The sequence below is a fragment of the Mycoplana sp. ABR4_002 genome (assembly GCF_056159645.1).
Genome location: NZ_JBSWVO010000001.1, coordinates 1,344,801 through 1,371,063, shown reverse-complemented (window position 1 = coordinate 1,371,063; position 26,263 = coordinate 1,344,801). Strand labels below are relative to the sequence as shown.

Below are 26,263 nucleotides of genomic sequence, written 5' to 3'. Positions count from 1 at the left end.
TCTCCCGCCCCGCCGCGTCCCGCCCCGGCTAGGCGGCCGGGGGTGCGCCTCGGCCGCCCGCCGCGGCCGACAGGATGCGCTGGTAGAACAGGCCGATGCCGATCAGCACGACGCCCAGGCCGATGAAGGACAGGGCACGCAGGATGCCTTCGAGATTGGCCATGTCGAACACGAAGACCTTGACCACCGCAATCAGCACCAGCGCCGCCGAAGCCAGCCGCAGGCTCTTTGCATCCAGCCGCGAGCCCAGCGCCAGCAGCGCCACGCCGAGCAGCAGCCAGACCACGGAGTAGGTGTAGGTCTCGCCCTGCAGGAACCCCTTCCACGCCGCGATGCCCTCGCCGTGCCAATAGCGGCGAACGGACAGCGACAGCCAGGCGATGACGAGCGCGGCCCCGGTCAGCGCCAGCAGCGTCACATAGGCCGGCGGGCGCTTGTCGCGCGCGTACCAGGCCAGCCCGGCAAAGGCGGCGCCGGGCAGCAGGTAGCCGATCAGCAGCAGGTTGAAGAACGGCCAGCGGCCGGTCAGTTCTCCCGTGACATACGGATTGAGCGCAACGAAGTGCACGAGCAGGATCGACAGCACCGAGAGCACGCCGACCAGCATCGAGCCGTAGCGGAAGACCGGGCTCGGCGAGCGCAGGTCCAGCGTCATGAACACCGCCGAACCGCCGACGGCGAGCAGGGTGTAGATCGCCTGTTCGCCGAGCGAGGGCACCGTGCTGTCGAGCACGCCGCCGTTCATGGCGTGGCGGACGAGGATGGCCACGGCCAGCAGCACGAACAGGCTGGCAAGCGCCTGCAACAGGTTGCGGACGCGCTCGCCCGGCCAGCGGCGCAGTTCGTAGGCGGCGGCGGCGAGCAGCAGCGCGGGCCCGCCATAGCCGGCCAACAGTGCGTTGAACACCGGCGTGCTCGACAGGTTGGCCGCGCCGACGACCGTCGGTTCCCAGCCGATGCGGACCGCCACCACAATCGCGGCGCCGACCATCAGCCACGGCAGCGCCGGCCACGGCCGCAGCCGCGTCGCCATCGCCATGGCGAACCCGAGCAGGGCGACCAGCAGCGTCGTCGCAAGACCGTTGGTCAGCGCGACCAGCGACAGCACGAGGAAGGCGAAGGCGCCCGCCAACAACGCCCATTGCGGCACCGGTGCGGCGCCCGCGGGCAGGCCGCGCGCGTTGACTTCCGCGGCGCCGAGGTAGGCCAGCCCAAGGACCAGTGCAAACAGGCCGTGCCGCAGGTCCAGCGACAGGTGGCCGAAGGCGAACAGGCCGGCGGCCGCAATCGCCACCGGAACGGTCGCCATCAGGACGCCGAGGAGCGCGGCATGGCCGGGCGCCCGGTCCTTCCAGAGGCGGATTCCCGCCGCACCGACGACGGCCAGGCCGGCCGACAGCAGCAGGAGGAGGTTGACGGGCGCCGTGCCCGGTGCGGGCGCGGGCGCGGCGGTGTCAAAGCTCGGCGCTTGCGGCAGCGCTACCAGCACGTCCACCGCCAGCCCCCCGGACAGGCCGGCCAGAACCATCGCCCCGGACAGGGCACAAAGATGGCCGAAAAGCGCCGGATGGATCGCCCAGGCGCGCCCGGCGCCGACGGCGGCCAGCGCCAGCGCCAGCACCGCGAAGGCCGGCGCCGCCGATGCCGGCGCGGGATGGGCGAAGGCAAGGGCGATCGCCGGAACGGCGGCCGCAAGCGCAGCGCTGAGCGAGACGGCAACCGCCGGCGGGGCCAGCAGCCGCAACCATCGGAGCGCGGCCACCTGCGCAACGGCCGGATTCACGGGCGCAGGCGCACCGACCTCGGCACCGCCAGCCCCGGCACCGCTGCCCTCGGCCGCGCCCGCCGCAACGCCGGACCCGACGGGTGCGGTGGCGGCCGGGCCGATGCCGCGGCCGGGCCAGACCAGCGCGATGCCGGCCAGCATCACCAGCAGCGCCAGCGTCACGGGCAGCGACTGGACGGCATCGGTGGCGGCAAGGTAGAGCAGCGCCCACAGGCCAAGGCCGGCATTGGCAAGGGTGGGGACGGCCAGCCAGCGGCGCTGGCGCGCCGCGACGAGCGTCGCGAGCCAGGCGACGGACAGGTAGCCGAACAGCCGCCAGGGGTCGGGCTCGGCGGTCGAGACCAGCAGCGGCGTGACCATCGAGGCAAGCAAGCCGAGGCCGGCCAGCGCCTGGCCATGCAGCAGCGCCAGCTCGATCGTCGCCAGCGCAATCGCCGCGAGCAGGACGAAGGCGGCGGACGCGCCGAGGTAGCCGTACACCGCGTAGGCCGCATAGGTGACGCCGAACAGGGTGAGCGTGCCGGCCGCCGTGAGCACCCCGGGGATCATCGCGTTGCGGAAGACGGCGGCGACGAGCGGCTGCGCCCGCCTGCGAACGATCTCGCCGGCCGCGACGAGGGTCAGGCCGAACAGGGCCGCGAGCGTCAGGCGCACACCCGGGCTCAACAACCCGCTCTCGATCGCATAGCGCACCATGAAGATGCCGCCGAGCGCCAGCGCCAGGCCACCGACCCAGACCGCCCAGCGTCCGCCGATGCGGCTCTCGAGGCTTTCGCGCACCGCTTCCGGCGCAGCCGCCGCCATGGCGGCGGCCGCGGGATCGCCCTCCCCCGTCGTCGCTTGCGCCGCGGCGGCCTGCCGCTCGCCGGCGCGCGTCCACGGTCCCGGGACGGCCGGTTCGGCCGGCGCCGATGCGGCTCCGACAGCCTCGTCGTCTGCCTCGCCGGCAGTGGCTTCGGGACCGGCCTGGCGAGGCGCGACGCCGGCGCCGAGGGCCGCGAGTTGCCGGCGAAGTTCCTGAATCTCGTCAGCGAGTTGCGCGGAGTTCCTGCGATTTCGATTCATCGCGATGATTGCAAGCACGATGGCCACAAGCGCCAGTATATCCGCCATGTCTTCTCCGCTGGGCGGGCCGCCCCGTGGCCCGAGCGCCGCGCCGGACTGCCCGGCTTGACGGCGCGATTGCAATCATAGCCTGCGCGACCGCGCTGCGAAATCGTCCCGCGCGGCCTGTCCGGCACCCGGTCGTGTCAGCGCCGCAGGCCGGCGATCGGGAAGATCGCGCAGGTCTCGGTGCCGTGGGCCAGCAGCTTGCCGTTGCCATCGCGCAGCCAGGCCTCGGAGGTGGCGATCGTCTTGCCGCGATGAACGATCCTGCCCTCGCAGAACACCTCGCCCATTCCCGGCAGGACCGGCCGCACCAGATTCACCTTGAACTCGACCGTGGTGTAGGCCTCCCCCGGCAGGACGGTGGCGAAGACGGCGCAGCCGAGGGCGGAGTCCATGACCGTGGCGGTCCAGCCGCCGTGCACTGTGCCGAGCGGGTTGAGATGCTCCTCGGTCGGCAACCCCTTGAAGACGACGCGACCCTCGTCGACCTCGGACAGGGTGAAGCGCAGCGTCCTGGCCATCGGCGGCGCCGGCAGCTCGCCCGCCAGCATCGCCTGCAACACCTTCAGCCCGCCGTCGCGCGCGACCACCTCGAGCGGCAGCGTGCCCACACCGGCGACGCTAAGGCCGGGATAGAGTTCGACATTCATGCATTGGTCTCCGTTTGGGAATTGGCCAGCAGTGCCCGCAAAGTCGCCTGGACGAAGCCGTCGCGGGCGCTGGACAGCGGCTGCCCGCGCGGCTCGCAGACGTGCCGGTTGAGGAAATAGGCGGTCAGGCGAAAGCCGTCGGAGAGCGCATCGCGGTCGGCGGCGCGGCTTGCCTGCGGGCCGAGGAACCCCGGCAGCGCCAGCAACCGGTCGGACCAGGGACCGCCAGCGTCGCGACAGACGGCACGGCCGGATTTCGGCGAGACGAAGACGAGGTCGTCGGTGGCGCCGGTCGCGGCACAGCGGAGAAGATCGAGGCCGAAGCCGAGGTCCTCGAGCACGGCCAGCTCGAAACGGATGAAGAGCTCGCCGGCATCGGCCGGATCCTCCAGATGCTCGAGGATGACGCCGAGCATGTCGTAGAGGTGCGGATGGGGATCGCGCTCGGGCAGGTACCGCAGCAGCGCGGCCATCGCCTGAACGCCATAGACGGCGGTCGCGGTCTCCATCAACCGGCCGGCACGCAGGTGCAGCGGCTCCATGCGGAATTCGCCGAGATGCTCGTCGAGCCGTGCGCGCCAGGTCACCTCCACCGCGTTTCCAGGCTGCAGCACCGGCTGCATCGTGCGCGAGCGGCCGGATCGGACGACACCGAGATGGCGGCCATGGCCGTGCGTCATCACCTCGGCGATCACCGAAGTCTCGCCGTGACGGCGCACGCCCAGCACGATTGCCTCGTCGCTCCATTGCATGCGGCAAGCCTTACGCCCTCGCCCGGCCGGCCGCAAGCCGCAGCCCTTGTCCCCGGGACGGCCAGCCGCGATCCGGCGGAACGCCCCTCACCCTGCCTGTCCGGCTTCGCCCCTCGCCATCGGCCTGAGGAACCGCGCCCCCGTGCGGGACGAAGGCAGGGCAATTCGGCGCGGGGATGTGGCGCCGCACGCCCGAGCGTGGCCATCGGCCGCAAGGCGGAATGACCGCGTGTCCGCGACCGGCGACCCGACGCCGCCGGCGGCGGGCGCTACCAGGCGTCGGGTTCGCGCACCATGTGCACGATGTTGGCCGGGTTCATCACCCAGCCGCCGCGAAATCCCTCGCCGAGATCCTCGACGGCGTCGCAGCGTACGACGCCGTTCCTCTCCAGGTGGCCGAGGGCGGCCGCATGGTCCGGCGTGAAGAGCTCGAGCCACACTTCGGCCTGGCTGTAGGTCGGCGCCTCGTCGATCCACAGCCGGTTCGGGCCGAGCTTGAAGCCCGTGGCCGGCGCCTTGTCCGCGAACGGCTCGAGGCCGACGACGTTGCGGTAGAAGGCGATGGTCGCCTCGTACTGGTGTGACGGCACCTTCATGGCAATGTTGATGCCACCCTTGATCTCGGCAGTCATGGCACTCTCCTAGGTGAAATCTTGCTGTTCGGTGGCGACCACGCCCTTGAGCTCGCTCGGATAGTAGCCGTGGCGCAGGTTGATCCCGTATTCGAGATAGGCCTTCAGGCAGGCGAGCATCTGCGCCCAGCCCTCGCAGTTCTGGTAGGAGCTCTTGCGGCCGCGTGCGTTCTCGCGCCAGCCGGCCTCGGCGATCGTCACCATCGTGCCGCCGTCCTCGAGCGGGATGAAGCGCATCTCCACCCGCGTCCGGTACGGCTCCTCGCCCTCGTCGACCGCGGCATCCCAGCGCAGGACGATGCGGGAATTCTCCTGCACCTCGTCGACCACGACCGGCGCCAGACCCCACCAGGTCACCGTCGTGCCGGCGACCAGCGGTCCGCTCGCCCCGCCGACGGTGGTGAAGTAGCCGCTCAGCTTCTCCGGATTGACCACCGCGTCGAAAACCTCCGCCACCGGCTTGCCGATCCGGCCGTTCACGCGAAATTCCAGGCTCATGGCCTCCTCCCGCGGGCGACGACGCCCGCCTCGACCTTGTACCCGGTCAATTTATGTTATAAAAATATAACATGTCAAGCGAATCGAAAGAGGACGCCGTCTTCAAGGCGCTCGCCAACGGCAAACGGCGGCAGATGCTGGATGCGATCAAGGACGCACCGCTGACGACCGGCGCGCTGTGCGAACGATTTCCGGAGATGGACCGCTGCACCGTGATGCAGCACCTGAAGGTGCTGGAAGAGGCGGAACTGGTCATCGCCCGGCGTGAGGGGCGCGAACGCTGGAACCACCTCAACGCCTTGCCGATCAAGGCGGTCCACGACCGCTGGATCAGCCAGTATGCCGGCCACGCGATCAACGTGCTGGCAGCGCTGAAGGGGGAAATGGAGCGCTAGGCCGCGACCCGGCCGTCCCGTGCAGCATTCTGCGCGCGGGCCCGCCGTGCTAGGATCCGCTTCGGCGACGGCGCCGGGACGGCTGCGGCATGAACGAAACGAACGACAATTTGCGCGACAGCTCGGGCGCGGCGATCCGGCCGCCGTTCGCCTGGGCGATCGCCGTGATCGCCGCACTTGCGCTCGACCAGTTGCTTCCGTTGCCCTTCGTGCCGGCGGCCGTGCCGTCCGGCTGGCTCGGCAGCGCCGTGTTTCTGGCCGGGCTGGCGCTGCTCGTCTGGGCGGCGATCACCTTCCGCCGTGCCGGCACGCAGATCCAGACCACCGAGCCGACGACGGCGATCGTCGACGAGGGGCCGTACCGTCACAGCCGCAACCCGATCTATATCGGCATGTTCCTTGGCCTCGCCGGTCTCGCCGTCGCCCTTGACAGCCTCTGGCTGCTGCTGGTGTCGGTGCCGTTCTTTCTCGTCATCCGCCATCTGGTCGTCGCGCGCGAGGAGGCCTATCTCGAGCGCAAGTTCGGCGACAAATACCGTTCCTACAAGGCCCGCGTGCGGCGGTGGCTGTAGCGGCCGCCCGACCCGCGCCCTCCCCTCCGGCTTTTCAGGTCGAGCCGCCGCGGTGCATCATCCAGCGAAGCCCGGCCGCAACCGTGATGCCGAACAGCGGCCATACCGCCCAGAAGGTGCCATCCCAGGACAATAGATTGATCGCAACGACCGTGCCCCCGGCGACGGCAAGCGTCGAAAGAATGCGGTCGAGGTTGGCGGCGATCCGCGTCCAGCGCAGCGCCGCCATGGCGGCAAAGGCAAGCAGCGGCCAGACCGCCCAGAACGTCCCGTCCCAGGACAGGAGATTGATCGCAACGACCGTGCCAGCGGCGACGGCGAGCGTCGAAAGAACGCGGTCGGAGCGCTCGGGCGAACGCGTCCGGCGCAGCGCCCACAGTACCGCCACCGCCAGCACAGGCCACACGGCCCAGAAGGTTCCCTCCCAACTCAGGAGATTGAGGACCAGCGACGCGGCGGCGACAACCGCGAGCAGCCGGAGCCAGCGGCGGGTCGTCCCGGCCTTGGCTGCGCCCTGTAACGCGCCCGTTGCCGCCGCGACGTCCGGCCGCGAGCGCTCTTGCGGCGCGGAACTCGGCGGCGCGGGTCGCGAGGTCGCGAATCTCGGGGGCGGCGAACGCTCCGCCCCGCCGATCCGTACCGCATAGCTCGGCACGCCTCCGTCGATGTTCTTGACCTCGAGTTGCCCGAGAAAGTCGAAACCGATGGCGATCTTGTTGCAGACATGGTCGTAGACGGTGTTCGAGATCACGATGCCGCCCGGCGGCGCCGAGGCCTGCAGGCGCGCGGCGATGTTGACGCCGTCGCCATAGATGTCGTCGCCTTCCGACAGCACGTCGCCGAGATTGATGCCGATGCGAAACTGCATCCGCGCCTCGCTCGGGAAGCGGTGGTTCAGTCCGGCCAGTTCGTTCTGCGTGTCGATCGCGGCGCGGACCGCCTCGACCACGCTCGGGAACTCGGCGATCAACCCGTCGCCCCACGTGTTGATCACACGGCCGCCATGCGCCTTGATCAGCCGCGCCATCGCGTCCCGGTGCTGCTTCAGCGTCGCGAGCGTCCCCTCCTCGTCATCCCGCATCAGGCGGGAATAGTCCTGGACGTCAGCGGAAAAGATGGTTGTCAATCTGCGCCGAGTTTCGGACATGGCCGTCGTCCTGACTGCTGCGCCACCACGGGAGAGGAGCAAGAACATCCACGGGCAGCCCCAAGGGCCGCCGCGATTCCTCCGGAACTATACCGGCGCCGTCGGCCTAATCCAAGCCGGATCCGCCCCGGCCCTTGCAACCGGCACCGCGCGACAGCATCGCCTCGAGAATCTCGAAGATGCGCGGATCAAGTGTCTGGGAGACATTGAAGCGCATGAAGTTGCCGGCGGATTGCGACAGGCTGAACGCATTGCCAGGCGCCAGCACGACGTTCCTTTCCAGCGCGGCCCGCGCAAGGTCCGCAGCGTCCACGCCCTCCGGCAACCGGCACCAGAGGAACATGCCGGACCGCGGCTCCAGCCAGGGGGTTATTCCAACCCTTCGCAGGCCGGCCGAGGCATCGACCATGGCCCTGGCGAGGCGGGCGCGCAGGGCCTCCATGTGCTTGCGATAGCCGCCGTCGCTCAGCACACCCAGCACAAGTTCCGCCGCGAGCCGCCCGCCACCGAACGTGGTCGCGATCTTGAGATCGATCAGACCGTCGATCCAGTCGCGCCTGGCCGCGACATAGCCGCAGCGCGCGGAGGCGGACAGCGTCTTGGAGAAGCTGCCGATATGGATGACCCGCTCCAGCCCGTCGAAGCCGGCAAGGCGCGGCGCCGGCGTGTGCTCGAAGTCGGCGAAGATGTCGTCCTCGACGACCGTGAGGTCGTGCTGGTCCGCAATCTTGAGCACCCTGTGCGCCGAGGCCGGGGAAAGCACGGCCCCGGTCGGATTGTGGATGGCCGAGTTGGTGATGTAGAGCCGCGGGCGGCTGTCCGCAACGATCCGCGCCAGGGCCTCGATGTCCGGCCCCGAGGGGGTGTAGGGAACGCCCACGATCTTGGCGCGGTGGACCCGCAGCAAGGCATGGAAATTGAAGTAGCAGGGATCGTCCACCAGGACCGTGTCGCCCGGCTCGAGCAGGAACCGGCACAGCAGGTCGATCGCCTGGGTTCCCGATTCGGTCAGCAGGATCTGGTCCGGAGCGGCCTCGATCCCCCGTTCGGCCATGCGCCGGGCGATGAACTGGCGAAGCGGCGGCAATCCCAGCGGGGAGCCGTAGTCGGCCAGCGAGGTGTCGCCGGCACGCGAGAGTGTCCTGAGCGCGCTGCGGATACGCCTTTCCGGAAGCCATGCCGGCGGCAGCCAGCCGCAGCCCGGCTTCAACTGCGCGGCGCCGGCCTCCAGCGACTGGCGTGATATCCAGAAGGGATCGACCACGCGATCGAGCCTGGGCCCCGCCTCGGCCGGCGAATACGGGGCAACCTGGCTTGCGACGTAGAATCCGGAACCGGGCCGCGACACGATCGCCCCCTCGGCGACCAGACGCTCGTAGGCATCGACGACCGTCGACGTCGAAACCTTGAGGGTTGCCGAAAGGCCGCGGATCGACGGCAACCTGGCGCCGGGCGTCAGGCTGCGGCCGGCGATGCGCTGCCTGATCGTGGCCATCACCATTCCGACCCGGGTGGGCCGCGCCGTCACTTCGCTCATCCGTATCGGTACCTTGCCCATTACAGTTCGGCCAAATCGTACCAGACTGTTTCTGGCAACACCATCGCCACCGGCCGATAAGGATGCTCCAACGATGGAGTGCCTGATGGACCGGACAGCAACCGCATGGATCAATGGTCTTGTCGGCGTGGTGATCTTCAGCGGATCGCTGCCGGCGACGCGCGTGGCGGTGATGCAGTTCGACCCGGTGTTCCTGACCGTCGCCCGAGCCGCGATCGCAGGCGGCCTGGCGTTCCTCCTCCTGCTGCTCTTCCGGGAGAAGCGGCCCTCGCGCGGTGATCTGCTGTCGCTGGCCGTCGTCGCGCTGGGCGTGGTGGTCGGCTTCCCCCTTTTGACGGCGCTGGCGCTGCAGCACGTGACCTCTGCGCACTCGATCGTCTTCGTCGGCCTGCTACCGCTCGCCACCGCCATCTTCGGCGTCGTTCGCGGCGGCGAACGCCCGAAGCCGGCCTTCTGGCTGTTCTCGGGACTGGGAAGCGCACTGGTCGCCGGATACGCCCTGGCGCAGGGGCTGATGGTCTCGCCGGCCGGCGACTCTTTGATGATGGCCGCGATCGTCGCCTGCGGACTCGGCTATGCCGAGGGGGCGCGGCTCTCGCGCAGGCTAGGCGGATGGCAGGTGATTTCGTGGGCGCTCGTATTGTCGCTGCCGCTCATGGTCATCGCATCGATCGTCTGGATGCCGCCGAGTTTTGCGAACATCCACGCCCCGGCCCTGTTCGGCCTGGCCTATGTCTCGCTCTTCAGCATGCTGATCGGCTTCGTCTTCTGGTATCGCGGCCTGGCCCAGGGGGGCATCGCCTCGGTCGGCCAGTTGCAGCTGCTGCAGCCCTTCTTTGGCCTGGCGCTGGCGGCGACGCTGCTCAACGAAGCCGTCACTCCAGCCATGTTCGCGGTCACCGCCGCGGTCATCCTGTGCGTCGCGGCCGCGCGCCGGTTCGCCGTATAACCGCAAACGACGCGCCGAAATCGGCGATCCCGCCGTTTCAGGCCCGCATTCGGCGCCCCGTTCAAGGGCCAGCCGGAAGCGCGAGGCGTCGCGCCAGGGCCGCGCGGCAGTCAGACCTCGGCGGCGATGCGCCCGATCTCGGCGATGACGGCGTTGCGCTCGTCGCCGCCAACGCCCGGGATTTCGCAGAAGGCGGCGACGATGACGGCGCCCCGGTCCGGCGACCACGCGACGGCGACGTCGTTGGCGTTGCCGGCCTTGTCGCCGTTCGTGCCGGTCTTGTCGCCGGTCATCCAGCCTGCCGGAAAGCCCGCGCGCAGCCGCGCGTCGCCCGTCTTGTTCATGACCAGCCATGCGGCAAGCTGCGCCTTCGAGCGGGCCGACAAGGCGTCGGCGAAAATCAGCTTGCGCAGCGTCTCCACCATCACGGCCGGCGAGGCGGTGTCGCGCTCGTCGCCCGGCCCCTCGTGATAGTTGAGCGCCGGTTCCACGCGGTCGAGGCGCGTCACCTCGTCACCGATGCCGCGCAAGAATTCCGTCACGGCCTGCGGTCCACCGGACGCGGCCAGCAGCAGGTTGGCCGCGGCGTTGTCGCTGAGCGTGACCGTCGCCTCGCAGAGTTCGGCAATCGAGATGCCCGCACCGCCGAGACGCTTTTCCACCACCGGCGACCAAGCCACGAGATCGGCCTTCCGCGCGACGATGCGCCGGTCCAGCGCCTCCTCGCCGCGGTCGACCCGGGCGAGGACATGCCCCGCCAGCAGCGCCTTGAACGTGCTGCACATCAGAAAGCGTTCGTCCGCGCGGTGGCCGAGCCGCGCGCCGGTCGCAAGATTGAGTACCGCCACGCCGACGCGGCCGCCGTGGCGCGCCTCCAGCCCCGCAAGCCGCCGTTCCAGGTCGTCGCCGGCAACGGCCGCGCTGGCGGCCAGAACCGAGGCCGCGGGAGCGGCAAGAAGGACGCCGGCCATGGCCTGCCGGCGGGAAATCGTGATCGTCATGTCTGCTTCCCGTTTTTTGACACCGGAGGCGCGGCGCGCCGCCCGGTCCGATTGGTCCGCCCTCATCGCGACACGGCGGCCGAGCGATCCAGGGCAAACGACGAATTCTGCCGACAGCCACCAGGAAAACCTGGGCTTGCTGCTACTTCCGCTTCAGCGCCTCGGCCAGCGCTGCGCCGAGCGCACCCTGGCTCGGCGCCTGCGGCTTGGGCGGCATGCGGCTGCTGCCGCCGCGCGGCGCCTCGCGGCGCTGGTCGCGCGGTGGCTGATCGCCGCCGCCGTCCTTGCGCATGGTCAGGCCGATGCGCTTGCGCGCGACGTCGACCTCGGTCACCCGCACCTTGACCACGTCGCCGGCCTTGACCACCTCGTGCGGATCCTTGACGAAGCGGTCGGCAAGCTGGGAGACATGCACGAGCCCGTCCTGATGCACGCCGATGTCGACGAAGGCGCCGAACGCTGCGACGTTGGTGACCGTGCCCTCCAGCAACATGCCGACCTTCAGGTCCTTGATGTCGTCGACACCGTCGGCAAACGTCGCCGTCCGGAACTCCGGGCGCGGATCGCGGCCGGGCTTTTCCAGTTCGGCGAGGATGTCCTTCACCGTCGGCAGGCCGAAGCGCTCGTCGACGAAGAGCCCCGGATCGAGCTTCTTCAGCGCGGCGCTGTCGCCCATCAGGCTGCGCACGTCGCGGCCGCAGGCGGCGACGATCTTCGCCGCCACGCCGTAGGCTTCCGGGTGCACCGAGGACGCGTCGAGCGGCTCCTTGCCGTTGGGGATGCGCAAGAACCCGGCGCACTGCTCGAAGGTGCGGGCGCCGAGCCGCGAAACCTTGAGCAGTTCCTTCCGGCTCAGGAACGGGCCGTTGGCGTCGCGATGGGCGACGATCGCCTCCGCCGACGACTTGCCGAGACCCGACACCCGCGCCAGCAGCGGCGCCGAGGCGGTGTTGAGGTCGACCCCGACGGCGTTGACCGCATCCTCCACCACCGCGTCCAGCGAGCGCGACAGCTTGCCCTGGTCGACGTCGTGCTGGTACTGGCCGACGCCGATCGACTTCGGCTCGATCTTGACCAGCTCGGCGAGCGGATCCTGCAGTCGGCGGGCGATGGAGACCGCGCCGCGCAGCGAAACATCGAGGCCGGGGAACTCCTGCGCCGCGGCCTCGGAGGCCGAGTAGACAGAGGCGCCGGCCTCGGAAACGATGACCTTGGTCGGCTTCGGCCCCGGCAGCTGGACGAGCAGGTCGGCAACCAGCCGTTCGGTCTCGCGACTGCCGGTGCCGTTGCCGATCGCGACCAGTTCGACCCCGTGCCTGCGGATCAGGGCCGCCAGCTCGGCCTGGGTGCCGCGGATGTCGTTCCTCGGCGGGAACGGATAGACGGTCGCCGTCTCCAGCAGCTTGCCGGTGTTGTCGACGACGGCGACCTTGACCCCGGTGCGGATGCCAGGATCGAGGCCCATGGTGGCGCGGGTCCCGGCCGGCGCGGCGAGCAGCAGGTCCTTCAGGTTCCGGGCGAAGACGTGGATGGCCTCCTCCTCGGCGCGCTCGCGCATGTCGCGCATCAGGTCGAGCGACAGCGACATCGACAGCTTCACCCGCCAGGTCCAGCCGATCACCTCGGCCAGCCACCGGTCGCCGGGCTGCTGGCCGAGCGCGTAGAACGAGGCGATGATGCGCTCGACCGGCTTGACCTGGTCGGTCGCGTCCTGGTCGACGACGATGTCGACGGAAAGGATCTCCTCGTTCCAGCCGCGCAGCATGGCGAGCGCCCGGTGCCCGCGCACGCCGGACCAGCGCTCGGTGTGGTCGAAATAGTCGGAGAACTTGGCGCCGTCCGCCTGCTTGCCCTCGACCACGCGCGAGCGCAGGAAGGCGTTGTCCTTCATGTATTCGCGCAGCCGCTTCAAGAGGTCGGCATTCTCGGTGAGCTGCTCGGCAACGATGTCGCGGGCGCCCTCGAGCGCCGCCTTGGTATCGGCCACCTCTGCCGACAGGAAGGCGGCGGCAAGCTCGGCCGGAACCCTGCTGCGGTCGGCAAGGATCGCCTCGGCCAGCGGTCCGAGCCCGCGTTCGCGCGCGATCTCGGCCTTGGTGCGGCGCTTCGGCTTGAACGGGAGGTAGATGTCCTCCAGTTCGGCCTTGGTGGCGGCGGCGGCGACCTTGGCGGCAAGCTCGTCGGTCAGCTTGCCCTGACCGGCGATCGATTCGACGATGGCGGCACGGCGCGCCTCCAGCTCGCGCAGGTAGGTCAGCCGCTCGGAGAGGACGCGAAGCTGGGTGTCGTCCAGGCCGCCGGTAACCTCCTTGCGGTAACGCGCGATGAAGGGAACGGTCGCGCCGCCGTCCAGCAACTCCACGGCTGCCGAGACCTGCGCCGCGCTGGCCTTGATCTCTGCGGCAATCGTGTTGGCGATCTTCTGCGGTGTTGCGGCCATCATGCTCTCCTCGGTGTCAATGCCGCGGGCGCTCCCCGGGTTTCGAGGACACCGCGTCAGCGGGCGGCGACCATAGGGTGCCGCCCCTTCGCCGCCAACTGCGACGGCGGCGGGCGTCCACAACATATCGCAAGGGCCGCGCTCAGAAGCGAACCGGGGCGAGCGGCGGCCTTGTCTCTTCGAAGGCCCTGAGCCGGGCCTCGGCCTCGCCGATATAGTCGCGCGCGAACGGCACGGCGTCCTGGTGACGGGCGAGTTGCAACTGGATGATCGGCAGGCGGTCGTGCCGGAACGCCGCCTCCATCGCCGCGAGATAGAACTCCCACATGCGGCAGAAGCGCTCGTCATAGAGCCGCGCCGCCTCGTCCCAGCGGGCGACGAAGCGCTCGCGCCAGGCTCTCAGCGTCCAGGCATAGTGCATCGGCAGCATCTCGACGTCCTTGACCAGGAATCCGGCCCGCTCGATCGCCGGCAGCACCTCGGACAATGCCGGCAGGTACCCGCCCGGGAAGATGTATTTCTCGATCCAGGGGTTGATCGTATAGGCCGGCTTCACCCGGCCGATATAGTGGAGGACCATCACGCCCTCCTTCTTGAGAACTCGCGCCATCGTGCCGAAAAACTTGCCGTAATTGGCAAGCCCGACATGCTCGAACATGCCGACGGAAACAATGCGGTCGAATTCGCCCGCGAGGTCGACATAGTCGGTCAGCTCGAAGCGGACCCGATCCGACAGCCCGCGCTCGGCGACCCGGCTGCGCGACACCGCAAGCTGCTCCTCGCTCAGCGTGATGCCGGTGACGTCGACACCGGAGCTTTCGGCCATGTACATGCCGAGCCCGCCCCAGCCCGAGCCCACCTCCAGCACCCGCTGCCCCGGCTCCAGCAGCAGCTTGGCGGTGATATGCCGCTTCTTGGCGGTCTGAGCCTCCTCGAGCGAGATGCCGCGGGGCTCGAAATAGGCGCAGGAATATTGCCAGTCGCGGTCAAGGAACAGGTCGAACAGGCGCGCGTCGAGGTCGTAGTGATGCGCCACGTTGTGCCGGTTGCGGTTGACGGGAAGGCGCGCGCTGAGCTGGTAGGCCAGCAGCCGCAGCAGCCCCTGCGCCTTGTGGCGCGGCGTGGCGGCGCGGCGGACGCCGTTGCGGCGCAGCAGCGAGAGCAGATCGAAGATGTCGCCCTCCTCGACCAGCAACCGTCCGTCCATATAGGCTTCGCCGAGCTTCAATGCCGGATCGGCGGCGATCTCGCCGCCGACGGTCGGATCGGCAAGGCGGATGCGCAGCGGCGCCCCGGCCCCGTCGCCGAAGCGCACCGACCCGCCGGACGGATCGACGACAAGCAACTGCCCGGTCGTGACCATCCGCCCCAGCATCGCAACAAATTCCGAGCCCATGCACCATTCCTCTGCCTTCGAAGTCCGGACAAGGTAGCGATCTGCGCCGGCGGCGCAACAGGCTCGCACCGCGTCCGCCTCAACATGCGGTTTCCATGTAACAATTCCTCAATTTCTTGCGGTCTATAGTCGCCAGCACAAGCAACCGGGGGCTAGCGGGATGCGAAGATCGATGCTGATAGCGACGGCGGCGCTTGCCGTTTTCTGTCCGTCCGCATCCGCGTCTTCGGAACCGCTCAACCTTCTGATCTGGGAAGCCTATATCGACGCCGCGATCCTTGAGGACTGGACGGCGAAGACCGGCGTCGAGGTCCGACAGTCCTATTACGACAGCGGCGACGCCCGCGACGAGGTATTGTCGGATCCCAACAGCGACGTCGACGTGGTCATCACCGGCGAGAACGGTGCCAAACTGTTCGGCAGCCGCGGCATCCTCGCGCCGCTAACGGTCGCCAACATAGCTTCGCTTGCCCAATACGACGACGCCTGGAAGAACCGCTGCGGCGGCTATGGCGTTCCGTACCTCTGGGGCACGATGGGTCTGCTTTACCGCTCCGACATGATTGCCGCGGCGCCGGACTCCTGGGCCGATCTGATGCGGCCCGCCGAGCCGCTGCGCCAGCATATCGCCATGTACCAGGACCACAACGAGGCCTTCGTGCCGGCGCTGGTGCTGCTCGGCAAGTCGATCAACGCCAACGACAACGAGACGCTGAAGGCCGCCTATCAGCTGATGAGGGCGCAGGCGCCGTTCGTCCTGACCTACGACTACATCATCACCTCGATCCAGAACCCCGAGGTCGGGCCGCGGGTGTATATGGCGCTCGGCTACAGCGGCGACCAGCACGTGCTGAACGAGAAGATCGGCGCCGCCGCGCTCTGGCGCTACGCCGTGCCGAAGGAAGGAACGTTGTCCTGGCTCGACTGCATGGCCGTCAGCGCGCGTTCAAAGCGCAAGGACCAGGCGCTTGCGCTGGTAGACCACATCGCGAGCGCCGCAAGCGCGGCCCGCAACGCCATTTCGCTCAGCATGCCGACGGCCAACCGGGAAGCGCTGGCGCTCATCCCCGCCGACATGCGCGGCGACCCGGAAATCTATGCGGCGCCGGAAACCCTGGCCCGGAGCCAGTACTCCGAGGAACTCACCGTCCCGTCGGTGCAGGCCCGCCGCCGTATCATCAGCAGCCTGGTTCAGTTCCGTGAGTCTCAGTAAACGCGCCTTCGTCCTCATCTTTCCGGTCGTGCTGGCGGGCTACGTCCTTGCGGCGACGCTGCTCTACATGAGCCAGAGCGCCTCGATCATGCGCCTGGAACGGGCCCGCCTGTGGCAGCAACTCGGCCTTCTCGGCGCCGTCTTCCAGAACGAGGTGACGCAGAACAAGAGCCTGATCTACTCGCTGATCGAGGGCAACGCCGTGCGCCTGTTCGTCAGCGAGCCCGATGCAAGCTATCGCAGCAACGCCATCGGCGTGCGGGTGCAGGAGAGCATCACCTCGCTGACCGAGGATCCGGCCCGCTTCATCTCGGTGGCCATCATCCGTCCGCCCGCCTCGGTCGAGTACTACTACGAAAACAGCATCGATCCCTTCGCCACGATTCCGCCGGAGCAGGTCGAGCACGCACTGCAGCTCATCGACAGTCCGAAGCTGTCCAACTGGTCCTACGTCGCGCTGAAAGATTCGGACCCGCTCATCATCCACTCCGAGTTCCTCGATCCGCGGACCTTCAACCGCCCGGTGTCCAGCGCCAAGGCGGGGTCGATCCTCGTGCAGACGGCGGTGCGGCCAAGGCCGTTCCTCGACATGAAGAAGGCGCTGGAAAAGGAATACGCCAGCACGATCGACATCGCGTCCCGCCCGCTGCTTGCGCAGGGCGAGTATTCCGCCACGGTCAAGCTCGGCCCCTCGCTCTTCGCGCGCCTGACGCCGCCGGCCGATCATCTCGACGACCGGCTGTACAACCTGAAATACCTGCTTGCCCTCGGCGCGCTCGGGCTCAGCCTGTTCACCATCGGCACCGTGCTCGTGCTGGTCCGCCGCTTCATCACAAGCCCGATCGCCCGGCTGGACCACCAGCTGACCGAGGTGATGGCGGGGTCCCGCTCCGAGATCGCGGCCACCAGCGAAGCCGGCGAGATCGGCCGGCTGTCGGCCAACATGAAGCAACTGCACGACGATGCGGTGCACTCCTTCGAGCTGGTGCGGGAGGCCTCCTGGACCGATACGCTGACGGGCATATCCAACCGCGAGCATTTCAATCTCCGCTCGACGGAAATCCTCGAGGCGGCGGAGGCGTCGTCGGCGAATTGCACGCTGCTGTTCATCGACGTCGACAACTTCAAGTTCGTCAACGACAAGCATGGCCACAAAGTCGGCGACGAACTGCTCAAGACGCTGGCTGCGCGCATCCAGGCGATCGTCAAGTCGGTCGCGCTACGCCACGCTTTGCCGGAGGCGCTGGTGGCCCGGCTGTCCGGCGACGAATTCGCGATCATGGTGCAATCGCGTCCCGGCGACGGCGCGGCCGCGGAGATCTCGGCCGAAATCGTCTGCCTGTTCGCCGACGGTTTCGAAATGCTGGAAAAGTCCTACCCTGTCACTGCCAGCATCGGCATCGCTGCCTTTCCCGAGGACGCGGCCAGCCTGCCCGAGCTGCTCGCCGACGCCGATGCGGCAATGTACCAGGCCAAGGCGCAGGGCAAGAACGGCTCGGCGCGCTATTCCCGATCACTGCACGCCACCCGTACGCGCCGGCTGCGGATCGAGGAGGAACTGCGGGCCCTCGATCCCGACGACGAGATGCACCTCGTCTACATGCCGATCGTCGACGGTCGCGGCAAGGTCGTCGCATGCGAGGCCTTGCTGCGCTGGACCTCGCCCCTGCTGGGTCGCATAACGCCCGACGAATTCATTCCGATCGCCGAAACCACCGGACTGTTCAGCAAGATCGACTCCTGGGTGATCGACAAGGCCATGTCCAGCTGTGGCCGGATCAAGCAGCTGTTCGGCCCGGACACGGTGCTGTGCATCAACATCTCGTCGGCGGAGCTCTACACCAAGTCGATCGCCGACCGGTTCTGCGACGCGCTCGTGCGTCACGACGTCGATGCGCGCTCGGTCGAGATCGAACTGACGGAGACCTTCGCCGTCAAGCTCGGCGACCAGTCGCAGCGCAACTTCGAGGCGTTGCGCGCCAAAGGTTTCCGCATTTCCATCGATGATTTCGGCGCCGGCTACACGTCCGTCCAGCAGCTCATCGACTATGCCGCCGAGACCATCAAGCTCGACCGGGTGCTGGTCGAGAGCCTGACCAGCAAGGCCGCGCTTCCGACCCTGCGGGCGCTGGTGGCGCTCTGCCACGCGCAGGACATGCAGGTGGTGGCCGAGGGCGTCGACACTCCCGAGAAGATGGCGCTGCTTGCCGCCGCCGGCTGCGATCTCTACCAGGGCTACCTGATCAGCCAGCCGCTCACGGCCGAGGACCTCGGCATCTGGGCGATGCAGCGGCTGATGGAGCGAGCGAAGCAGTCCGCGGGCGCGACGGCCGTCAGCGCCTGATGCAGCCGTGATCGGCCGGCCCGGTCAGTGCGGGAAATCCAGCCCCATTTCGCGGAAGCGCGCCGGATCGTCGCCCCAGTTCTCGCGCACCTTGACGAACAGGAACAGGTGCACCGGCTGCTCGAGGATCTCCGACAGTTCCTTGCGCGACGCCATCGAGATCGCCTTGATCGCCTCGCCGTTCTTGCCGAGCGCGATCTTTTTCTGGCTGTCGCGCTCGACATAGATCACCTGCTCGATGCGGACGGAGCCGTCCTTGCGCTCCTCCCACTTCTCGGTCTCGACGTGCGAGGAATAGGGCAGCTCCTGATGCAGGCGCAGGAACAGCTTCTCGCGCGTGATCTCGGCGGCGAGCTGGCGCATCGGCAGGTCGGAAATCTGATCCTCGGGGTAGTACCACGGCCCCTCCGGCAAGGTCGCGGCAAGGTAATTCATGACGTCCTCGCATCCGGAACCGTTCAGCGCCGAGATCATGAAGGTGCGCTCGAAGGCAACGACGTCGTTCGCCGCCTTGGTCAGCTTCAGCAGTTCCTCCGGCGCGACCCGGTCGACCTTGTTCAACACGAGGATCTTCGGCTGGTGTACTTCCTTGAGCCCTTCCAGAATCGCCTCTGCATCCCCCTTCAGCCCGCGCTCGCTGTCGATCAGGAACATCACCAGGTCGGCATCCTTCGCCCCGCCCCAGGCGGTCGTGACCATGGCCCGGTCGAGCCGGCGCCGCGGCTTGAAGATGCCGGGCGTGTCCATGAAGACGATCTGGGCGTTGTCGTGGATGGCGATGCCACGCACGATCGCCCGCGTCGTCTGCACCTTGTGGCTGACGATCGAGACCTTGGCGCCGACAAGGCGGTTCACCAGCGTGGACTTGCCGGCATTGGTCGCGCCGATCAGCGCGACGAAGCCGGAACGGGTGGGGGCGCCGCGCTCGGCGGCTTCGTGCTGTTGCTCTGTCATGATGGTTCCGTTGCTCTTGCGGCTCCCTTCCGGGCATGATGCACACAGGTCGGGACCGCACTCAATTCATTTCGGGGCGAAGGTGCCGGGGCCTGTGTCTCAGCCCTCTCCGCCCGCTTTCCTCCAGATGCCCTCGCGTTCCAGCACCCGGGTCGCGGCGGCCTGCTCGGCCGCGCGCTTGGAGCGGTCCGTCCCGGTCTCCGGTGCGATGCCGGCAATCTCCACCGTCACGGTGAAGCGCGGGTCGTGGTCGGGGCCGGAGCGGTCCTCGATACGGTAGACAGGCGTGGTGGCGAAGTTCGCGTGCGCCCATTCCTGCAGTTCGGTCTTGGCATCGCGGCGGCCGCCGTGCTCGCTCTTCGCCCGGTTCTGCCAGTTGCGCAGGATGAAGCCGCGGGCCGCTTCCAGTCCGCCGTCGAGGTAGATCGCGGCGATCAGCGCCTCGACCACGTCGGCGCGGACGTTCATCATCGGCTTGCCGGTCAGCTTCTTCACGTCCGAACCGGTGCGGATGAACTGGTGCAGGCCGAGGTCGTCAGATACCTTGGCGCAGGTCTCCGCGCTGACGAGCTGGTTGAGCCGCACCGAGAGTTCGCCCTCGCTCGCCTCGCGAAAGGTCTGGAACAGCAGTTCGGCCACGCACAGACCCAGCACCCGGTCGCCGAGGAACTCGAGCCGCTCGTAGTTGCTGCCCTTGGCCGGTCGGGCGCTGGCGTGGGTGATGGCGCGGTCGAGCCGGTCCTTGCTGGCGAAGCTGTAACCGATCGCGGCTTCGAGCCGTCCGCGATTTTCCTCGTTCAGCGGCTTGGCCGATTTCATTCGACGACCTTGAACAACCGATCCCAGCGCAGGTTGGCCGGCCACTTCCACACTTCGCGGAAGGCGGTGTCGTTGCCGAGCGAGAAGAAGATCATGCTGGCGCGGCCGATCAGGTTCTCCGCCGGAACGAAGCCGACGTCGAAACGGCTGTCGGCGGAGTTGTCGCGGTTGTCGCCCATCATGAAATAGTGTCCCTCGGGGACGATGAACTCGCGGGTGTTGTCGCCGATGGTGCCGATGCGGGTGTCGATGGTGTCGTAGGAAACGTCGTTGTCCAGCGTCTCGCGGAAAACCGGAATGTTCTCGCCGGTGTCATACTGGTCGTCGGGGCGGAAGTAGCCGCTCGGCTGGCGCGGCACCGGCTGGCCGTTGATGTAGAGAACGCTGTCGCGGACCTGGACGCGGTCGCCCGGGAGGCCGATGACGCGCTTGATGTAGTCGATGCTCGGATTGGGCGGGAAGCGGAACACGGCGATGTCGCCGCGGTCCGGCTCGCTGGCGAAGATGCGGCCAGCAAACAGGTTCGGCGAGAACGGCAGCGAGTAGCGCGAGTAGCCGTAGGAGAACTTGTTGACGAACAGGTAGTCGCCCACGAGCAGCGTCGGCATCATCGACCCGGACGGGATCGTGAAAGGCTGGAACAGGACCGTGCGGATGACGACTGCGAGCAGCAGGGCCTGGATGATGACCTTGACGTTCTCCCACAGGCCACCCTCAGCCTTCTTGATCTTCTCTGTCACGCCTGTCTTGTCCTCTCGTGCAAACATGCCGCTCTCTCTAGCGCATGTTCTGGGGAAATGAAATCGCGGCCGCGAAAAAGCCGCAGGGGCCCGGCCGCGCCGGTCAGGGCCGCTCCGCAAGGGGCAGCGCCTCGATGATGACGAAGGCCTGGGCCAGCGGAAAATCATCGGTGATGGTGATGTGGATGTGCGCCTCGTGGCCCGGCGGCGTCAACGCCTTCAGCCGCTCCCCTGCCCCGCCGGTCAGGCGCATCGTCGGCTTGCCTCCGGGCAGGTTGACCACGCCCATATCCTTCCAGAAGACGCCCTGCGCAAGGCCGGTGCCGAGCGCCTTGGAGCAGGCTTCCTTGGCGGCGAACCGCTTGGCATAGGAGGCGGCGCGGTTCTTGCGGCCGTCGGACTTCCGGCGTTCGACCTCGGTGAAACAGCGCTGGGTGAAGCGTTCGCCGAAGCGCTCGAGCGATTTCTCCACCCTGCGGATGTCGATCAGGTCGCTGCCAATGCCGATGATCATGCGCCGGTCTCCGTCAGGCCAATTGTTGCGTGCCGCGGTGGGCGAGGCGCTGCAGACGGCGGCGGCGATGCGCCCGCACCCCGGCGTGACTCACGCCATAGGCCAGCGCCGCCGCCGCCGCTCCGATCGCGACGGACCCGACGAGCATCGGCTTCAGCACCGGTCTCCACAGGTCCGAAAACGTCAGATGGTCGAACAGGCGGGCGAGGTCAATGGCCGTGCCGCTGTGTTGCGAGGTCGTGCCCAGGACAAGCTCCCCGGCGCGCAGGGTCGCGGTCCAGATCAGCGGAAGCGTCAGCGGATTGGCCACGGCGGTCGCCAGCGCCGCGGCCACCAGGTTGCCCGACAGCAGGTAGGCCAGGGCGAGCGCGAGGACGACATGCAAACCGAGAAACGGCGTGAAGGCGGCAAAGGTGCCGGATGCAACGCCCAGCGCGACCGCATGCGGCGAAGCCGAAAGCCGGACGATCCGCATGCCGAGGTAGCGCAACGGCCTGCCGAGGCCCTTGCGCGGCCAGAAGAATTCACGCACCCGGTCCTGCCAGGTCGATTGCTTGCGGCGACGGAACAACATGGCGCAGACATAGCGCATGGCGCCGAAATCGGAAACGGAATTTCAGCCGGAAGCCCGGGCGCTGGATATATCGTGGCGCCGGCGGCCGGGCAGAGCGAAGGCACCGATGGCGCAGGCGTCACGCCGCGCCACGGCTGCGTCGGGCCTAGTAGTATTTGCGGAAGAGGCCGCGGTCGATCTGGCGCTGGCGGTATTCGAGATCGATGCGATCGATCGCGCCGTTCAGATAGGCCGTCTCGCGTTCGGCGATGGTCGGTACGCGCAGGGCGCGGGTGAAATTCTTCAGCTGCTTCAGCATCGGTAAAACCCTTGTTCGGTTCAACCTCCCGCTATTGAGAATAGGGGAACCCGCTGAAACAACCAGCGCCATGATCAGAGTCCAGATATGCGTCACACGCATATCTGTGGTTAAAAATCAGGCAACATCGCCCATTTTCCCGGCAAGACCGCACAGATTTGCATGCAAGGCACCCTTTGCCACGGCGCCAGCCCAATCGGTGTGCGCTACGCAAAGACCCGGCTGACCGTCGACACGCAGGTCAGCTCCTTCAACTGACCGATGATCTGGTTCAACTGCCGCAGGTCCCACACCTCGAGGTCCATCTGCACTTCGGTGAAATCGGCCGCCACCCGGGTCATCGACATCGAGCGGATGTTGACGTCACCGGTGGCGAGAATCTGCGTCACCTCGGCGAGCGAGCCCGGCTCGTTGAGCTGATTGATCAGGATGCGCGCCATGAAGCGGGTGTTGTTGGCCTCGTCGAGGTCCCAGCGCACGTCGATCCAGCGCTCCGGTTCGTCGTCGAACTTCTGCAGCGCCGGCGACTGGATCGGATAGATGGTGATGCCCTTGTCCCGTTCCATGATGCCGACGATGCGATCGCCCGGGACGGCGCCGCCCTCGGAGAAATGAACTTCGGCCTTGCCGGAAAGGCCGCGAATGGGCAACGCTTCCGGGCCCGCGCCCATCGCGGCGTCGAGCTGGGCCTTGGACTTGCCCGGCAGCTTGAACACCATGCCGGAGGCGCTGCGCATCGGAAACCAGCCCTCTTCCTGGCTCGGCTTCACCGTGACGCGCTCGTCCTGATGATCGGGGTGTACGGCACGCAGCACGTCGAGCGAGGAGAGTTCGCCGCGACCGACGGCGGCGATCGCATCCTCGACGTCCTTGTGACCGAGGCGATGCAGCACCGGCTTCAGGAGATCGCGCGAAAAGGGCTTTCCGGCCCGGTCGAAGGTGCGCTCGATGATGCGATAGCCGAGGCCGGAATACTGCTTGCGGACGGCCGCCCGGGTGGCGCGGCGGATGGCCGCGCGGGCCTTGCCGGTAACCACGATTTCCTCCCAGGCGGGCGGCGGCACCTGGATGCCGGAGCGGATGATCTCGACCTCGTCGCCGTTGTTCAGGCGCGTGACGAGCGGCATGATCCGCCCGTTGATCTTGGCGCCGACGCAGGTGTCGCCGATGTTGGTGTGGACGGCATAGGCGAAATCGATCGGGGTCGCGCCGCGAGGCAGCGTGATCAATTGCCCCTTCGGGGTGAAGCAGAACACCTGGTCCTGGAACAGTTCCAGCTTCGTGTGCTCGAGGAACTCCTCCGGGTTGTCGCCTTCGGCGAGCGACTCGATGGTGCGGCGCAAGCGGGCATAGGCGTTCGACTGCGGCCCGCCCCTGTCGTCGGCGTCGCCTTCCTGCCCGTCCTTGTAGAGCGAATGGGCGGCGATGCCGTATTCGGCGATCTCGTGCATGCGCTTGGTGCGGATCTGCAGTTCGATGCGCTGACGCGACGGACCGATGATGGTGGTGTGGATCGACTGGTAGTCGTTCTGCTTCGGCGTCGAGATGTAGTCCTTGAACCGGCCGGGAACGACGCGCCAGCGGGTGTGCACGACCCCGAGCGCGTGGTAGCAGGCCGGAATGTTCTCGACGAGAATGCGGAAGGCGTAGACGTCGGACAGCTGCTCGAAGGAGAGCGACTTCGACTGCATCTTGCGGAACACCGAATAGGGCTTCTTCTGGCGTCCCTTGACCACCGCGTTCGGCAGGCCGTTGGCGACGAGCAACTCGCCGAGTTCGGCCTCGATCTTTCGGACCAGGTTCTCGTTGCGGGTCGACATTTCCGCCAGCCGCTTGGTCACGGTGTCATAGGCTTCCGGATTGATGTGGCGGAAGGCGAGGTCTTCCAGCTCCTCGCGCATGTCCTGCATGCCCATGCGGCCGGCGAGCGGCGCATAGATCTCCATCGTCTCCTCGGAGATGCGCGCCCGCTTTTCCGGCGACATGTGGTCGAGGGTGCGCATGTTGTGGAGCCGGTCGGCCAGCTTGACCAGCAGCACCCGCACGTCGTCGGAGATCGCGAGCAGCAGCTTGCGCAGGTTTTCCGCCTGCTTGGCCTTCTTGGTCACCAGATCGAGCTTCTTGATCTTGGTCAGGCCCTCGACCAGCGTGCCCATGTCCTCGCCGAAGAGTTCGTCGATCTCGGCGCGCGTGGCGCTCGTGTCCTCGATGGTATCGTGCAGCAGCGCCACCGCGATGGTGGACTCGTCGAGCTTCATCTCCGTCAGGATGGCCGCCACCTCGAGCGGGTGCGAGATGTAGGGATCGCCGCTCGCCCGCTTCTGCTGGCCATGCTTCTGCATGGCATAGACATAGGCCTTGTTCAGCAGGGCCTCGTTGGCATCGGGCTTGTATTCCTGAACCCGCTCGACGAGTTCATATTGGCGCATCATCCGGTTGCCGCTCCTACAGCGTCCGTGCGCCCGTCCGGGCATCGGAAACGCAGCGATATATTGATCCTCGACGCGCCAGACCGGAAGTCGACTTTCACCCGGCCATCTGGCGCGCGCCGCAACGAAAAAGTGCGCCGAACGTGGGCACGGCGCACTGCATTACATAGGCATGGAACGTTTAGTCCGCCATCAATAATCGTCGCTCTTTTCCGGCGGGACGAGCCCTTCGATGCCTGCGAGCAGCTCCTCTTCCGACATGCGGTCGAAGGCGACGACCTCGGGCTGGTCCTCCTCTTCGTCGGGCAGCACCAGGCCGGCCGTGTCCTCGGCGGCGAGCGCGGTCGCGTCGGGCTCGGGCTCGTCGACCTCGACATGCTTCTGCAGCGAATGGATCAGGTCTTCCTTAAGGTCGTCCGGCGACAGCGTCTCGTCGGCGATCTCGCGCAGCGCAACGACCGGGTTCTTGTCGTTGTCGCGGTCGACGGTGATCGGGGCGCCCTGCGAAATGAGGCGTGCGCGGTGGCTTGCAAGAAGAACCAGCTCGAAGCGGTTGTCTACCTTGTCGATGCAGTCTTCAACTGTGACACGGGCCATTGCCTGTCCTTTGCGGTCGAGAATTTCAGGGGTTTGGATGCCCGATACAATCAATGGGCCGCAATTTCAAGTTTTTCCTTGCAATCCGGCCGCCGCCGTCGACCGGCCGGGACCGACACGCGCCGGTCTCAGACCAGCGCTGCGGAGCGCCGTCATAATTTCGCCTGCTTCAACCGTCGCTTGGTTGGAATTCCCTAGGCCCTGCCCTAAATCGCGTATATGATTGCTTTTTAATGTTTGTGATCCGGAAATACGCGCAGGGGCCGGATGCCATGCATTTTTTCAAGCGCTTTCGGAAATAAAGGATTGGTCTGAATGTTTGATCCTCGCGAAAAGATCGCACTCTTCATCGATGGGGCAAATCTCTACGCGGCCTCTAGGACACTCGGGTTCGACATCGACTACCGGAAGCTGCTGAAGGCGTTTCAGAAGCGTGGCTACCTGCTGCGCGCCTACTACTACACCGCGCTGATCGAGGACCAGGAATATTCGTCGATCCGCCCGCTGATCGACTGGCTCGACTACAACGGCTACAAGGTGGTGACCAAGCCGGCCAAGGAATTCACCGACTCGCTCGGCCGCCGCAAGATCAAGGGCAACATGGACATCGAACTCGCGATCGACGCCATGGAGCAGTCGGAAACGGTCGACCACCTGGTGATTTTCTCCGGCGACGGCGACTTTACGACGCTGGTCGAGGCACTGCAGCGCAAGGGGCGCAAGGTTTCGGTCGTGTCGACCATGGCGACGCAGCCGCCGATGATTGCCGACGACCTGCGCCGCCAGTCCGACTATTTCATCGATCTCGTGACGCTGAAGCCCGAGATCGGCCGCGACCCCTCGGAACGGCCTGTGCGTGCGAGCGAGCAACACTCGGACGAGGTGGCGAACTGAC

General features: G+C 67.3%; 23 protein-coding genes and 1 pseudogene. 6 read left to right on the top strand and 18 right to left on the bottom strand.

The features are described 5' to 3' along the window. Window positions 1–28 precede the first annotated feature (28 nt). The 5 genes from ACXAGF_RS06535 to ACXAGF_RS06515 form a co-directional block, all read right to left on the bottom strand. Window positions 29–2,899 (bottom strand): DUF2339 domain-containing protein, encoded by a 2,871-nt coding sequence (locus ACXAGF_RS06535; RefSeq protein WP_475015429.1) that lies wholly within the window; start codon window positions 2,897–2,899, stop codon window positions 29–31. A 137-nt stretch (window positions 2,900–3,036) separates the two neighbouring features. Next, complete coding sequence (locus ACXAGF_RS06530; protein WP_475015428.1) at window positions 3,037–3,546, bottom strand: PaaI family thioesterase; 510 nt, start codon at window positions 3,544–3,546, stop codon at window positions 3,037–3,039. Next, the gene (gene recO, locus ACXAGF_RS06525; RefSeq protein WP_475015426.1) at window positions 3,543–4,298 is read right to left on the bottom strand and encodes a DNA repair protein RecO; all 756 of its coding nucleotides are present in this window, start codon (window positions 4,296–4,298) and stop codon (window positions 3,543–3,545) included. The genes ACXAGF_RS06530 and recO overlap by 4 nt, the downstream gene beginning before the upstream one ends. A 269-nt stretch (window positions 4,299–4,567) precedes the next feature. Continuing rightward, a complete protein-coding gene (locus ACXAGF_RS06520) occupies window positions 4,568–4,930 on the bottom strand; it encodes a hypothetical protein (protein WP_475015424.1) in 363 nt (120 codons plus the stop codon). A gap of 9 nt (window positions 4,931–4,939) precedes the next feature. Then, entirely contained in the window at window positions 4,940–5,428 is a 489-nt protein-coding gene (locus ACXAGF_RS06515) for an SRPBCC domain-containing protein (RefSeq protein WP_475015422.1), read from the bottom strand. A gap of 71 nt (window positions 5,429–5,499) precedes the next feature. Between ACXAGF_RS06515 and ACXAGF_RS06510 the strand changes: the two genes are divergently transcribed. Both ACXAGF_RS06510 and ACXAGF_RS06505 read left to right on the top strand, forming a co-directional pair. Beyond that, complete coding sequence (locus tag ACXAGF_RS06510; RefSeq protein WP_475015420.1) at window positions 5,500–5,823, top strand: ArsR/SmtB family transcription factor; 324 nt, start codon at window positions 5,500–5,502, stop codon at window positions 5,821–5,823. 89 nt (window positions 5,824–5,912) lie between these two features. Beyond that, on the top strand, window positions 5,913–6,395 hold the full coding sequence (locus ACXAGF_RS06505; RefSeq protein WP_475015418.1) for a methyltransferase family protein: 483 nt from the start codon (window positions 5,913–5,915) through the stop codon (window positions 6,393–6,395). 211 nt (window positions 6,396–6,606) lie between these two features. On the opposite strand, the pseudogene ACXAGF_RS06500 reads toward ACXAGF_RS06505, so the two are convergent. Both ACXAGF_RS06500 and ACXAGF_RS06495 read right to left on the bottom strand, forming a co-directional pair. After that, window positions 6,607–7,542, bottom strand: a pseudogene (locus tag ACXAGF_RS06500) (adenylate/guanylate cyclase domain-containing protein); the annotation flags it as partial. Between the two features lie 106 nt (window positions 7,543–7,648). Then, on the bottom strand, window positions 7,649–9,100 hold the full coding sequence (locus tag ACXAGF_RS06495) for an aminotransferase-like domain-containing protein (protein ID WP_475015416.1): 1,452 nt from the start codon (window positions 9,098–9,100) through the stop codon (window positions 7,649–7,651). Between the two features lie 85 nt (window positions 9,101–9,185). On the opposite strand from ACXAGF_RS06495, the gene ACXAGF_RS06490 reads away from it, so the two are divergent. Next, a complete protein-coding gene (locus ACXAGF_RS06490; protein ID WP_475015414.1) occupies window positions 9,186–10,049 on the top strand; it encodes a DMT family transporter in 864 nt (287 codons plus the stop codon). A gap of 110 nt (window positions 10,050–10,159) precedes the next feature. On the opposite strand, the gene bla is transcribed toward ACXAGF_RS06490, so the two are convergent. From bla to ACXAGF_RS06475, 3 genes are all read right to left on the bottom strand, one after another. After that, the gene (gene bla, locus ACXAGF_RS06485; protein ID WP_475015413.1) at window positions 10,160–11,050 is read right to left on the bottom strand and encodes a class A beta-lactamase; all 891 of its coding nucleotides are present in this window, start codon (window positions 11,048–11,050) and stop codon (window positions 10,160–10,162) included. Between the two features lie 142 nt (window positions 11,051–11,192). Next, complete coding sequence (locus ACXAGF_RS06480) at window positions 11,193–13,490, bottom strand: Tex family protein (RefSeq protein ID WP_475015411.1); 2,298 nt, start codon at window positions 13,488–13,490, stop codon at window positions 11,193–11,195. Between the two features lie 142 nt (window positions 13,491–13,632). Continuing rightward, a complete protein-coding gene (locus ACXAGF_RS06475; protein WP_475015409.1) occupies window positions 13,633–14,886 on the bottom strand; it encodes a class I SAM-dependent methyltransferase in 1,254 nt (417 codons plus the stop codon). A 160-nt stretch (window positions 14,887–15,046) separates the two neighbouring features. Here ACXAGF_RS06475 and ACXAGF_RS06470 point away from each other — a divergent pair, with 160 nt between their 5' ends. Then, window positions 15,047–16,099, top strand: coding sequence for an ABC transporter substrate-binding protein (locus tag ACXAGF_RS06470; RefSeq protein ID WP_475015407.1), 1,053 nt, complete (start codon window positions 15,047–15,049; stop codon window positions 16,097–16,099). Further along, entirely contained in the window at window positions 16,086–18,443 is a 2,358-nt protein-coding gene (locus ACXAGF_RS06465; RefSeq protein ID WP_475015405.1) for a putative bifunctional diguanylate cyclase/phosphodiesterase, read from the top strand. The genes ACXAGF_RS06470 and ACXAGF_RS06465 overlap by 14 nt, the downstream gene beginning before the upstream one ends. A gap of 24 nt (window positions 18,444–18,467) precedes the next feature. Here ACXAGF_RS06465 and era read toward each other — a convergent pair whose 3' ends face one another. The 8 genes from era to rpoZ form a co-directional block, all read right to left on the bottom strand. Next, window positions 18,468–19,397 (bottom strand): GTPase Era, encoded by a 930-nt coding sequence (era, locus tag ACXAGF_RS06460; protein WP_475015404.1) that lies wholly within the window; start codon window positions 19,395–19,397, stop codon window positions 18,468–18,470. 99 nt (window positions 19,398–19,496) lie between these two features. After that, window positions 19,497–20,216: a ribonuclease III gene (gene rnc / locus ACXAGF_RS06455; protein WP_475015402.1), complete on the bottom strand. Its 720-nt coding sequence runs from the start codon at window positions 20,214–20,216 to the stop codon at window positions 19,497–19,499. Next, window positions 20,213–20,983 (bottom strand): signal peptidase I, encoded by a 771-nt coding sequence (lepB, locus tag ACXAGF_RS06450; RefSeq protein WP_475015400.1) that lies wholly within the window; start codon window positions 20,981–20,983, stop codon window positions 20,213–20,215. The genes rnc and lepB overlap by 4 nt, the downstream gene beginning before the upstream one ends. A gap of 76 nt (window positions 20,984–21,059) precedes the next feature. Continuing rightward, window positions 21,060–21,470, bottom strand: coding sequence for a holo-ACP synthase (acpS, locus tag ACXAGF_RS06445; protein WP_475015398.1), 411 nt, complete (start codon window positions 21,468–21,470; stop codon window positions 21,060–21,062). Window positions 21,471–21,483: 13 nt separating this feature from the next. Continuing rightward, window positions 21,484–22,062: a DUF2062 domain-containing protein gene (locus ACXAGF_RS06440; protein WP_475015396.1), complete on the bottom strand. Its 579-nt coding sequence runs from the start codon at window positions 22,060–22,062 to the stop codon at window positions 21,484–21,486. A 127-nt stretch (window positions 22,063–22,189) separates the two neighbouring features. Further along, window positions 22,190–22,342, bottom strand: coding sequence for a DUF3563 family protein (locus tag ACXAGF_RS06435; RefSeq protein ID WP_475015394.1), 153 nt, complete (start codon window positions 22,340–22,342; stop codon window positions 22,190–22,192). A gap of 206 nt (window positions 22,343–22,548) precedes the next feature. Further along, window positions 22,549–24,774 (bottom strand): RelA/SpoT family protein, encoded by a 2,226-nt coding sequence (locus ACXAGF_RS06430; protein ID WP_475015392.1) that lies wholly within the window; start codon window positions 24,772–24,774, stop codon window positions 22,549–22,551. Window positions 24,775–24,963: 189 nt separating this feature from the next. After that, window positions 24,964–25,368: a DNA-directed RNA polymerase subunit omega gene (rpoZ, locus tag ACXAGF_RS06425; protein WP_475015390.1), complete on the bottom strand. Its 405-nt coding sequence runs from the start codon at window positions 25,366–25,368 to the stop codon at window positions 24,964–24,966. Window positions 25,369–25,683: 315 nt separating this feature from the next. Here rpoZ and ACXAGF_RS06420 point away from each other — a divergent pair, with 315 nt between their 5' ends. Next, window positions 25,684–26,262 (top strand): LabA-like NYN domain-containing protein, encoded by a 579-nt coding sequence (locus ACXAGF_RS06420; RefSeq protein WP_475015388.1) that lies wholly within the window; start codon window positions 25,684–25,686, stop codon window positions 26,260–26,262. Window position 26,263 lies beyond the last annotated feature (1 nt).